The sequence below is a fragment of the Paenibacillus sp. Z3-2 genome (genome assembly GCF_054161325.1).
This window is the reverse complement of record NZ_CP096397.1, coordinates 2,855,999-2,868,311: the sequence shown is the minus strand read 5'-3', so window position 1 is coordinate 2,868,311 and position 12,313 is coordinate 2,855,999. Positions and strand designations below refer to the sequence as shown.

Annotated in this window: 11 protein-coding genes and 1 pseudogene; 1 reads left to right on the top strand and 11 read right to left on the bottom strand. The window is 45.0% G+C overall.

From position 1 onward, the window contains the following. Positions 1 to 2 precede the first annotated feature (2 nt). The 10 genes and pseudogenes from M1D71_RS12905 to M1D71_RS12860 form a co-directional block, all read right to left on the bottom strand. Positions 3 to 767 (bottom strand): class I SAM-dependent methyltransferase, encoded by a 765-nt coding sequence (locus M1D71_RS12905; protein ID WP_458126772.1) that lies wholly within the window; start codon positions 765 to 767, stop codon positions 3 to 5. Between the two features lie 115 nt (positions 768 to 882). Continuing rightward, positions 883 to 1,044, bottom strand: a pseudogene (locus M1D71_RS12900) (aldo/keto reductase); the annotation flags it as partial. 561 nt (positions 1,045 to 1,605) lie between these two features. Further along, entirely contained in the window at positions 1,606 to 2,685 is a 1,080-nt protein-coding gene (locus M1D71_RS12895; RefSeq protein WP_458126771.1) for a threonine aldolase family protein, read from the bottom strand. Continuing rightward, positions 2,682 to 3,104: a MarR family winged helix-turn-helix transcriptional regulator gene (locus M1D71_RS12890; RefSeq protein ID WP_458126770.1), complete on the bottom strand. Its 423-nt coding sequence runs from the start codon at positions 3,102 to 3,104 to the stop codon at positions 2,682 to 2,684. The genes M1D71_RS12895 and M1D71_RS12890 overlap by 4 nt, the downstream gene beginning before the upstream one ends. Before the next feature lie 222 nt (positions 3,105 to 3,326). After that, entirely contained in the window at positions 3,327 to 5,045 is a 1,719-nt protein-coding gene (locus M1D71_RS12885) for an ABC transporter ATP-binding protein (protein WP_458126769.1), read from the bottom strand. After that, the gene (locus M1D71_RS12880) at positions 5,042 to 5,422 is read right to left on the bottom strand and encodes a hypothetical protein (RefSeq protein WP_458126768.1); all 381 of its coding nucleotides are present in this window, start codon (positions 5,420 to 5,422) and stop codon (positions 5,042 to 5,044) included. Before M1D71_RS12880 ends, M1D71_RS12885 begins: the two co-directional genes overlap by 4 nt. Before the next feature lie 383 nt (positions 5,423 to 5,805). Next, entirely contained in the window at positions 5,806 to 7,176 is a 1,371-nt protein-coding gene (locus tag M1D71_RS12875) for a sensor histidine kinase (protein ID WP_458126767.1), read from the bottom strand. Next, positions 7,173 to 7,847, bottom strand: coding sequence for a response regulator transcription factor (locus M1D71_RS12870; protein WP_458126766.1), 675 nt, complete (start codon positions 7,845 to 7,847; stop codon positions 7,173 to 7,175). The genes M1D71_RS12875 and M1D71_RS12870 overlap by 4 nt, the downstream gene beginning before the upstream one ends. Before the next feature lie 22 nt (positions 7,848 to 7,869). Then, entirely contained in the window at positions 7,870 to 8,403 is a 534-nt protein-coding gene (locus M1D71_RS12865; RefSeq protein WP_458126765.1) for a GNAT family N-acetyltransferase, read from the bottom strand. Between the two features lie 92 nt (positions 8,404 to 8,495). Continuing rightward, a complete protein-coding gene (locus M1D71_RS12860) occupies positions 8,496 to 9,101 on the bottom strand; it encodes a TetR/AcrR family transcriptional regulator (protein WP_062834267.1) in 606 nt (201 codons plus the stop codon). Between the two features lie 281 nt (positions 9,102 to 9,382). Here M1D71_RS12860 and M1D71_RS12855 point away from each other — a divergent pair, with 281 nt between their 5' ends. Then, the gene (locus M1D71_RS12855; RefSeq protein ID WP_458127231.1) at positions 9,383 to 10,822 is read left to right on the top strand and encodes a DHA2 family efflux MFS transporter permease subunit; all 1,440 of its coding nucleotides are present in this window, start codon (positions 9,383 to 9,385) and stop codon (positions 10,820 to 10,822) included. A gap of 99 nt (positions 10,823 to 10,921) precedes the next feature. Here the strand turns inward: M1D71_RS12855 and M1D71_RS12850 are convergent, their stop codons facing one another. Further along, positions 10,922 to 12,154 (bottom strand): cytochrome P450, encoded by a 1,233-nt coding sequence (locus M1D71_RS12850; protein ID WP_458126764.1) that lies wholly within the window; start codon positions 12,152 to 12,154, stop codon positions 10,922 to 10,924. Between the last annotated feature and the right edge of the window lie 159 nt (positions 12,155 to 12,313).

Here is a 12,313-nt window from a genome sequence, read left to right as displayed (position 1 = left end):
CCCTATTCCTTAATAGCTACGACTCGCAGTCGACTTCTGTCCAGATACCATTGTCCATCCTGCATTAGTTGTGGCTGTACCTTCTTCTCAACAGTATCCATAATAACTTCCTGTTCTGCAAGCGAGATGCCCGTGAATAAATACTCAGCGAAGCTATTCAACCACTTTCTGACACCTGGCTTGAACGGGGTAAATTGGTCAACGTGCTGAGCCAGACTAATGCGGAATCCGTTCTGCTCCAGCAGACTCGCATATTCACCAATGGTCGGGTGATACCACGGATTCCGTCCTTCCCATTCGTATCCACGGGCATCCAGTTCTTCCCGTACCGCCGTAATCAATATAGCTGTATTGCCACTTCCGGCAAACTCGGCCACGAACCTTCCGCCCTTCTTGAGTCCTAACTGTATCGATTGAACTACAGCTGAAGCATCCGGTATCCAATGCAGAGCCGCATGAGAGAATACTGCATCAAACGGTTCTTTTGTCCGATAATGACAAGCATTTGCTACTTGAATATTCATATCCGGGTATTTTTGTCTCGCTTGCCTAATTGTCTCCTCTGAAAAATCTATACCTGTTGGCAGTGCTCCCGCAGCTGCAATTTGTGCTGTCAGATCACCATTGCCGCAACCTACATCAAGAATCCGTTCTCCATGAGACGGCTGGAGCAATGATAAGATAGGTGTTCGCTGTAACGCTGTAAATGGAGTGGAATGACTATTCCACGATTCGTTCGTTTGACTGGATGAATGTCCGTTATTCATAGATTATAATCTCCTCCTCAATTAAGGATCTAATATATCTATAATAACCTTAATGTAAGAAAACTGTCAATTCACTCTTCAGATCATTATAAAAAAAGCCGCCGAATGGCGACTTTAGAGGACTCCATGGAATAACACCGACTCCTTCTTCCTGACATAATGGCAGCCTTTCACGCTCTTCTTCACGATACATCAGGTTATTATGATTCTGCATGGAGATGAATTTCGTCCATCCATGACGCTCAGCTACATCATGAAGAGCTTCCATGGTTTCCTCACGGTATATCCTAATTTCACATATTCCATATTTCACACTCTCCTTGAATTTGTTCTGTAAACTGATGTTGTCTCGACCTCTTCGGAAACTAGCTCTAACCAGCATTTGAAGTATATATCTCGATGTACTGAATTCTCTTCCAACTTGATCTGTGATTCGAGCCTGTCAATCAAGATTCGCCTCACATGATTCGATATCCACTTCATCACTTTGTTCCCAACTTTTTGAATAAACTTCTTTGCTTGGCTCTGTTAACATGTTCTTAGTATGCCGAGTTATGGGTAGCACGCGGTATATCAATTGTCTTAATTGATTGCCTGATCCTCTCAAATCCACTTTATCCTTCATTTTGTGTGATTGTTCAAGGGTTGAAAGAAGTATTGCTCACACAGGAGCGTTATGAGTATGGACATCCTCACAAAAGGCAAACCAAAAAGGACAACGCAACGGGTTGTCCTTTTTTCAGTATCAGCATTTTGCATAATCGCTTTTTGAATTTATCCAAAATACTCTTATATATGAACAGGAAATCGGAACCGTTTCCTTAATTATTGTACAAGATTAAACCAATGCTTCGACACGCTGTGGAACCTGAATTTCCTCAAGCAATAATTGAGTGATATCGCGAGTCAAAGCATCCACATTCTCCTGCCGAGTTGCCCAGCTGGTACAGAAACGCACCGCACTGTGCGTATCGTCAACCTTTTCCCAGAAGGAGAACGTATAACCGCTGCTTAATTTCTCAAGCAAACGATCAGGCAGTATCGGAAACTGCTGGTTGGTTGGTGATTCGTACAGGAAGCGTACACCCTGCTGTTCGAGTGAGTCATGAATTCTCAAGGCCATATCCACGGCATGGCGAGAAATATCGAGATACAGACTATCTTCGAACAACGTTTCGAATTGGATTCCCAGCAATCTGCCTTTGGCAAGCAGACCACCTTTTTGTTTGATCATATAACGAAAATCTGGTTTCAGGGCATCATTCAGAATGACAACCGCCTCCCCCATCAATGCGCCAATCTTGGTTCCCCCGATGTAAAATACATCGCACAAACGCGCAAGGTCAGCAAGTGTCATATCGCAATCTCGGGAAGCAAGTGCATATCCAAGACGTGCTCCATCCACGAAAAATGGCAGACCACACATTCTGCTCACTGTATGCAATGCCTGCAGTTCTGCCTTGCTGTACATCGTTCCATTCTCCGTTGGTTGGGATATGTAGACCATTCCTGGTTGAACACAGTGTTCCGGTGACGACTCATTCATGTGCGCATCGTAGACTGCTCTAACCTGCTCAGCCGTGATCTTTCCGTCCTCGCTTGGAACCGTGAGCACCTTATGACCCGTAGCTTCAATAGCCCCGGTCTCATGAACCGCAATGTGTCCTGAGGTCGCAGCAATCACACCTTGATATGGACGCAAAATAGACGCAATCACCGTTGTATTCGTCTGTGTACCGCCAACCAGGAAATGAACGTCAGCCTGCTCGTTGTCACAAGCCTGACGAATAAGCATTCTCGCACGTTCGCAGTGACCATCCGTGCCATACCCGCTCGTCTGTTCCATGTTGGTTTCCATCAGTCTTTGTAAAATGCGTTCATGTGCACCTTCGTTATAGTCACATTCAAATCGTATCATCGTGTTGTCTCTCCTGACTTCTTGTTCAACTTCTCTTGTATGTTCATCATGGAGGTGTATACCTCTTGAATCTCTTCTTCATTCAATTCTTGCATCAGCTTCAGGATCTGTTGATCGGATCGATCATTCAATTCCGCATACAGTTTCTCGCCCTTGGCAGTCAAACGAATCAGACTGACCCGGCTGTCGGCCGCAGAATTCACTTTCACCAACAGCCCTTCCTTGGACAGCTTGTTCACGATTCGGCTCATGTAACTACGATCAATGGTCAGTGTATCTACCAGATTGTTCGCGATGCTTTCTCCCCGAATTCCAATCTCAATGATGACCCGTACTTCAGCAAACGAATACCCTGTACCAAGAATATGCTTGTCGAGTACACCGAGTATGTTCGTATAAAAACGGTTAAAACGTCGCATGTCAGCCAGAATATCTGGATTTATGTACTGAGAGTCGATGTCAAACCCTCCTTTTTAGTGGACATTGTCAACATTATAATAATCAGGTTAGTGGACGTTGTCAACATTATCTTTCCCTAGCCTCATTTTAAGTCCGTACAAAAAAGCCGCGCATTTGCGCGGCAAGGTTGTTCTGTCATCGGATTGGCAAGTGTAAACATTCTATAGCTCAATTTATATAGATTAAGAGTGACTATATTGCACTTGATGAAGACGGCTATATATTCCCCCAGCGGCTACCAATTCCTCATGGTTGCCCTGCTCAGCGATGCCATCTTTGTTCACTACGATGATGCGATCTGCATTTTTGATGGTCGTCAAACGGTGAGCAATTACGAGTGTCGTTCTGCCAACTGACAATTCAGCGAGCGATTGTTGGATCAGTGCTTCTGTTTCCGTATCCAGAGCAGAGGTTGCTTCATCCAGAATAAGAATGGGTGGATTTTTCAAGAACATACGGGCGATGGATAAACGTTGCTTTTGCCCTCCGGATAGCTTGACTCCACGCTCCCCAATAATGGTATCCAACCCATCCGGCAACGTGAGGATTAATTCTTCCAATGAAGCACGACGGGCGGCATCCCAGATTTGTTCGTCCGTTGCACGCAGATCACCATAGGCAATATTCTCCTTAATCGTACCCGAGAACAAAAATACATCCTGTTGAACAATTCCGATATGCTTACGCAAAGATTGAAGCTTAACGTCCCGAATGTCGACACCATCTACGGTGATTCGGCCCTCTTCTACCTCGTAGAATCTTGGCAGCAGGCTGCAGATGGTCGTCTTGCCTGCACCCGATGGGCCAACAAAAGCAACGGTTTCTCCTGGTCGAACGGACAGGGTGATATCACTCAGAATACGCCGACCGGATTCATAACCGAACGAGACGTTCTCGAAGCGAATGTCACCTTTCACACTTTTCAGTTCAACGGCGTTTTTGTTATCAGCAATTTCAGGTTCTGTATCAATGATCTCCAGATAACGCTTGAAACCAGCAATGCCCTTCGGATAACTTTCAATGACGGCATTGATTTTCTCGATCGGGCGGAAGAAGATATTGGACAGGAGCAGGAAGGCCATAAAGTCACCCATATTGATTCTGCCATCGATATAAAACCAGGCCCCGCTGATCATGACAAACACCGTAACCAGTCGCATCATCATATAACTGACCGATATACTTTTCGCCATCGTTTTGTAAGCAAGCAATTTGGTTTTACGGAAATTCTCGTTGTCCACGGCAAAAAGTTCTTTCTCATGTTCTTCGTTGGCAAACGATTGCACAACACGCATGCCACCAACGTTGTCTTCTATGCGCGCATTGAAATTGCCGACGTCTCCGAAGAGTCTCCGATACGTCTTCGTCATCCGCCCACCAAACACGATAATGACCCAAGCCATAATTGGGATAATGATAAAGGTAAGCAACGCAAGCTCAAGATTAATGTTAGCCATCAGCCAGAACGATCCGATCAGAGTCATCACGGCAATGAACACATCTTCAGGTCCATGGTGAGCCACCTCGCCGATATCATTCAGATCATTCGTAAGATGACCAATTAAATGACCCGTTTTGCGATTGTCAAAGAACCGGAACGACAACTTCTGCAAGTGAGCGAACATCTTCTCACGCATGTTGGTCTCAATATTAATGCCAAGCATATGTCCCCAATATGTAACTACATAGTTCAATACAGTATTAAGTGCATAGATGGATAACAGCACAACACAGGCGAGCATAATGAGAGGCCAATCCTGACCTGGCAACAACTCATTAATGAATTTGCTCACGGCAAGGGGGAAAGCCAGCTCCAATAATCCCGCGAGTACAGCACATCCAAAATCAATTAAAAACAGTTTTTTATACGGACGATAATATGAAAAAAACCGACGAATCATACTTGTTCACTCTCACTCTCCAGATCCTTATTGGGGTTTACATCTTCATTTTGCAGCTCGAAAAGATGGATATACTCGTCGATGACCTGATCAATGGCTTTTAACTCCCCACTGATCATCGGGCGAATATGTTCGTACTCCTCCTGTCCAAGTTGTCTGACAAGTGTCTTTCTTCGATTCTGCATCTGCTCCAGAAATACAAGAATTCGGCCGCGACGGAATGTTTGCGCACCACGGCCCCGTTTTCCCTCATGTTCGCCATGCCCTCTTCCGCGTCTGGAACGCTCACCACGTTGCTCATTGTCACTCATATCACGTCTCGGATGCTCATCATAACGCACACTTCGATCCGTTTCATTCATATCACGATCTCTCATCTTTGCCACCTCCATTACGCGTATACGTTTGTATACAACGTATTCATGTATACGATTGTATACGCGATGATAATGGTTGTCAACCTGAATTTTCCAGCAAAACAATTAAGCATTTATCATCATTCTTTAACAGAAAAAAAGCCGCGATTTCGCGACTTCTTTTGTTGGCGGTACTACTTTATCATATTGGTGTATAAATGCTGTGAAACTCATGCCGCTAACACGTTCAACCATAATCTCGGCTAACGTAAAATCGTCGTGACTATACACCGAGATTGGCCTTCAGGTTTTGATTCGCTGGTTGATTAGAGTTCTTCCGGGTATGTTACACACGGCATTAGAATTCGGTTTAGATACTATTCTTTATTAGCTAACCTGTGAGACTAACTATTCGTTGGTGGATGGAATGGCAACGTGATAATAAAGGTCGTGCCTTGACCAGGTTCGCTTTCCACTCGGATTTCACCCTGATGAAGGGATACGATCTGTTTAACGATTGCAAGTCCCATACCACTCCCGTCATATTTACGACTGTGGGAACGATCTGCCTTGAAAAAGCGCTCGAATATCCGCTTCTGGTCTTCCAGGGGAATACCAATACCCGTGTCGGATATTCGGACAGTCACAGTTTTAATATCCTCTTCAATACTGACTTTGATCATGCCGCCATCTCTGGAAAACTTGATGCTATTTCCGAGGATGTTCGTCCATACCTGATTTAACTGGTCGTGATCCGCCGTTATCATAACGTTCTCTAGATCAAGCTCGAAATGAATGTTGCGCGCAGACCATTGCGGCTGTAGCGCCACGATGACCCGCCTGATCTGTTCATCAAGGCTTAAGGAGCTCAGCCGCAGTTGCTGTGACTGCGATTCAAGCAAACTCAGCTTGAGCAGGCTATCACTCATTTTGGACATTCGTTTTGCTTCAGAGATGATAATATCCAGGTAACGGTTTCGCTCGTGTTCTGAGAGGTTTACTTGCTTCAGTGCCGAAGCGTAACCGGATATCGAGGTGAGCGGAGACTGAACCTCGTGCGACACATTCGTAACGAACTCCCTGCGCATCTGCTCCAACTGCTTCAGATCATGCATCATTTCTTCAAAGCTGCGGGCCAACGTACCAATCTCAGTCGTTTGCTTAATGTTTAGCTTGACGTTGAAATCTCCAGCTGCAATCCGTTTGGTCGCTTGGGTCAATTTCTTGATCGGTCTCACCAGATATATAGAAGCAACCAGAATAAGCAAGCTTCCTGCAATCAACGAACAGCTTGCAAAGATTAAGCCCCACTTGACCACAAAAGAGGCTGAAGGTGGTGAGAGTGTTTCCAAAAACATCGCTTTCGTTCCCATCTCCGTCTTCAACGGTAACCCCAAGAGCACTGTACCAATCCCATCCCTGGTGTCTTGTACAACGCCCCCAGCTAATACTTTCTTTAGTTGCTCACTCGTCACAACAGCAGACTTATGCCCGTTAGCCTTTCCATAAGTTGTAAACTGACCCGTAGCTTCGTAAATTCGAATATGATAGGAATTGAGCTGCTTCATTCCACTCACGTACAAGTCCGCTTCACGTAAAGGCAGGGTCTTATATATCTGCACAACGTCTTGGCCAAAATTACGCAAGTTAATTTGAGCGTTTTGGTTCAATTTGTCCTCAAATATCCAGGTAGACACAAAAAATGAAATGACCGTACCAGCAATGACAGACACCAGAAAGGTCAGAACCACACGAATATATAAGGATCTGATCATTCATGGACCTCAAGTCGATAGCCTAGCCCACGGACCGTTTCAATCCGAAAATCAGGTGTAGTTACGAACCGTTCACGCAGGCGCTTAATATGTACGTCAATCGTCCGATCATCTCCGGCGTAATCAATACCCCATATCTGATCGATCAACTGCTCACGTGTATAGACTTGTCCGGGTGTTCCAGCAAGCTTATACAGCAATTCGAACTCCTTAAGTGGCAACGTAAGCGACTCTGCGCCCCTCATCACCTTATACGTCTGACGATCCAGAATAACATTACCGAACTGGATCGTGTGTGTGGAGCCAATCTTGTATCGTTTCAGTAATGCTCGGACACGAGCCGTGAGCTCCAACGGATCAAACGGTTTTGTCAAATAATCATCCGTGCCCAGTTCGAACCCTTTCACCTTCTCCCAAGTCTCTCCTCTCGCCGTCAGCATGAGTAACGGGAGGTCGGGATTGGCTCTTCGGAGTTCCTTGCACAGTGCCCAGCCGTCCATGACAGGCATCATAATATCAAGCACAACCAGATCAACTGCAGTTTCGCCATAAACGGTGAGAGCTTCCTTACCGTCCGCAGCTTCTACCGTGGTGAATCCATCATTTTTGAGAAATAGACAGACGAGTTCGCGAATGTTCGCATCGTCGTCAGCAACGAGTATAGTAGCCATAGGTTTTTTCTGTCCTCTCTGCTTATCGTATATCTACGGCAAACATCGTATGTTCTTTCAACGTTCCCTGGATTGGAATGGATTGCGAGCCATTCTCCTTGAATCCTGCCTTTTGAAGAACGCGGATGGAGCCTGTATTATCTGGCACAGCGCCAGCTTCAATTCGAGTAATCTCAGTTTCATGTTTGGCAAATTCCAGCACACATTGCAGGGCTTCACTCATATACCCTTTGCCTTGATGCAGAATATCCGTTACATAACCAACGATCCATTTTGGAGCAGCATCCAGTACGATCTCGAATACTGAAATCTCACCGACGAGTTCATCCGTTGTATTCAGAAAAATGACGAAGGAATATCGTTTCCCGTCTTCTCTTTTCTTGTTCCAGCTCTCAATGAGTGACCTTTGTCCTTCCAAGCTGTAGAAAGACTCTTCCCGATTACTTGCAGAGATTCTCTCGATTTCCGCACGATTGCGAACCTGTAAATCCAGCAGTAATGATGTATCGTCCACCTTCCAAAATCGTACATAGATACGGTCTGTGCTATATTTCATTACATTAGTCCTCCTCTATTTATGTATAGGCGCAAAGAGCTGTCTTTTTCTATTCATCTAACCCAGTTTACCGTCTGAGTATTGTAGTCTAATTATATCAGGTCATTATAGGAGTACGAGCGAATCAACGAGAATTGTTTAGCCAGGAAATGGGGTGAATAAGGCATATCATTGCGCAGCCAGGCAACAATGGTCCCAATCAGGGCCGAAGAACCGTACCATATTGCGATTTCTTTGTGAATGCCGGACTCTTCCAGTTCATCCTCCATCTCCACCCGATCAATCTTGGCTTTGACCAGCGTACTCAACAATTTCAGCAGCCGTTCGGTAAAGATCGGTGTGCGCTTCGTAGCAAGGACCACCTGATAGAATGATGCGTTCTCCGCAAAATGCTCCAGCAACTTGACCAAAACAGGCCAAGCCTCTTCCGTTCTTTGTTTCTCAAAATGAGGGGCATATTCATCCACGATCCGTTCAATATGCTCGATCATCTCGTCAGCCATCTTCTCCATCATATCTGTAATATCCCGATAATGCAGATAGAAGGTTACCCGATTGATCGTCGCTCGTTCTGCAATTTTGTTCACTGATAACTTTTCAATATCCATTTCCTGTAGCAATTCTACAAATGCACCTCGGATTAACTGACGTGTTCGTAAAATCCTTGGGTCTACGGCCGATTTCTTCTCATCTTTCACGTGTAATCCTCCTTTAAATTTTAAACATTACAATTTTGAATGATAAGTCGTTTATTTTTGATTTACACAACAAATTCATTTTTTTTGTAAAATAAACAACGAAAACCATCCATAACGTAAATTGTAATCTGCCCGAATATGTATATAATTCAATAAATACAATGTAAACTATACAACACGTTGTAAATTTAGTCACGTGTGGATTGAAAGGATGAAAAGGATTGAGTCAGGCTAGAGTACAAGATGAATTATCCGTAAAGAAAGGCCCCATCCTGTTTATCATGATTTTGGGTGCCTTCCTTGCAACGTTGAATCAAACGATCATGAGCGTAGCTACACCGGAGCTGATGGGTGATTTTAACATCTCCGCCGCAACAGCACAATGGTTAACGACAGGTTACATGCTGGTGAACGGGGTGCTTATCCCCATCACGGCCTACTTCATGCAACGCTTTTCAACCAAGCAATTATTCCAGGCTTCGATGTTTATTTTCCTGATCGGTACCATTGTATCCGCTCTTGCTACCAATTTCGGTACATTGCTGACAGGACGCATGATTCAGGCAGCAGGTGCCGGTATTATCATGCCACTCCTGATGCACGTTATCTTGACCTTGTTTGCTCCTGAAAAACGAGGATCAGCGATGGGTATGGTTGGTTTTGCCATCATTTTCGCCCCTGCAATCGGGCCTACCCTCGCTGGTTATATCCTGGAGAACTACTCTTGGCAAACGATGTTCTACGGCATGATTCCATTAACTCTTATTGTCATTGCCTTTGCGTTTGTATACCTGAAGAATGTATCCGAACGGGTCAACACGAAGTTCGATACGATCAGTGTGGTGCTGTCCACTATCGGATTTGGCGCATTACTGTATGGCTTCAGCAGAGCAGGAAGTCTGGGATGGTCAAGTGCAGAAGTCCTTATCTGTATTACTGCAGGAATTGTTTCCCTTGCCCTGTTTACATGGCGTCAGCTCGTTTCGGAGACTCCCCTGCTTGATCTGCGGGCTTTCAAGTACAACATGTTCTCCCTGACCACGGTCATTAGTATCGCGATCACAATGATCATGTATGCTGACATGATGCTGCTTCCCCTGTATCTCCAGAACGCACGTGGTTACACTGCGCTGGAGTCCGGACTATTACTACTGCCGGGTGCCCTTGTCATGGGCTTCCTGATGCCTGTAGCCGGAAAATTGTTTGACCGATTTGGAGCGAAATGGCTCGCTGTTATCGGAATGGTGATCACCATCGTGACAACAATTGGTTTCATCGACTTAACGGATTCAACCAGTTATGGTTACCTGGTATTAATGTCAACCGGACGCCGAATTGGTATGGCTTTGCTCATGATGCCGATTCAAACTGCGGGTCTTAACCAATTGCCACCAAGACTCGGTGCACACGGTACAGCCATCTCCAACACCGTCAGACAAGTTGCTGGCGCTGTAGGTACTTCATTGCTCGTGAGTGTCATGACGAGCCGTACTACAGCACATGTACAGGATATGGTAGCTACGGGTGCAGCCAATGGACTCAGTCAAAAGCAGTTGGCTACAGAATCTATGATCCAGGGTATTAATGATGCTTATGTTGTTATCATCGGCATTGCTGTCGTGGGCTTGGTTCTTTCCTTCTTTATCAAACGTACCAAACAAGCGAAAGAGGAAGAATTCAAACAGGTTGTAAGACAAAAAGTTTCCATGAATTCGAAATAATTCATCCTGCCTTATACACTTGCATACCAAAGCGGCAGATCTAGACGTATACGTCTGATCTGCCGCTTTTCGTTTGTATCCTCTGTATGAACCTCTCTTCTACCCTATGATCTTCACTGGCAGATGGGTCAACGACTGTCCCGGAGCTGAAGTGGCCAGATTATTCTCCAGATCAAATGACTCCACTGGTTCAATCCGTGCAATCTTCTCCACAAATGCCGTCAAGGCAATGCTTAATTCCATTCTTGCCAACGGGGCACCTAGACAAAAGTGTGGGCCATTGCCAAAGGTAAGGTGTTTTTTGTTATTACGACGATGAATGTTTAACTCAAACGGGTCTTCAAACATCTGCTCGTCCATATTGGCTGCACTCATCCATGAGATCACAACATCACCTTTTTTCAAATCCACTCCGAGCAATTGATTATCCTGCTTCACTGTCCGATGCCGCTTGGCATTGTGGAACCGATAACGAAGCATTTCTTCGACTGCGAGCGGAACCAACTCGGGGTTCTGTCTTAGTTGATTATACAAGCTTGGATCATCGTATAGGAATGAATAAAACGTATTTGAAACCATATGGCTTGTTGTCTCAATTCCGGCTCCGAGCAACAGCATCGTCGTTCGAACAACTTCATCATCCGTGAACTTCTCACCCTCCACATCGACGGTCAACAGATCCGTAATGATATCCTCACCAGGATGGGTCCGTTTATGAACTACAATGGGGTATAGGAATTGATAATACTCTTGCGCTGCAGTCTGCTTTTTCAGTTCACTCTCCTCAGCAGTCTTGGGATTGGTGGGCTGAAATAGAATATCTACCCAGTTCTTGAATCGATGGCTGTCTGTGAGAGGGATGCCGAGCAGATCTGCCATAACCATGGAAGGCAGCGGCGCAGCTAATGTTTGTACGATATCAATGGTCGTATTCGGCTCAATATCTGCTACCAGTTGCTCTGCAATGTTGCGAATTCGTGGCTCCCAGTTCTTCAGACTACGTGGTGTAAAAGCAGCGGATAACAATGAACGACTTTTTTGATGACGGGGAGGATCGATACTTGAGATGTTTAATTTGTCCGGAGGTGTACCTTCGTTGTTCTTCGCTCCAACCGCAATGGTTGTCCGAGTTCCTTCGGCTGAAAAATATTCATGATTGCTCAGGACCTGCTTCACATCATCGTATCTGAACACATTCCAGGTGTCTGTATCTTCGTGATAGTACACAGGTTGCTCGGACAACATTTTTCGAAACCAGTGAAGTGGAAAAAACTCTTCAGATCTGGACTGGAAGCCTGTAATGTCCTCAACGCGTATCACTTCTTTGTACATTTTGAATCCACCTCTCAGCATCGTTTTGTGATTGGTTACTTGGTACCTGAATTGACAGTTCAGCACCTGATTCCATTTTATACCACTCGTTCATTTATTGATATAATTCATTTGAACCAAATCAGAAAAACCCCTTATTTAAAAGGGGTTTTCTTTTAT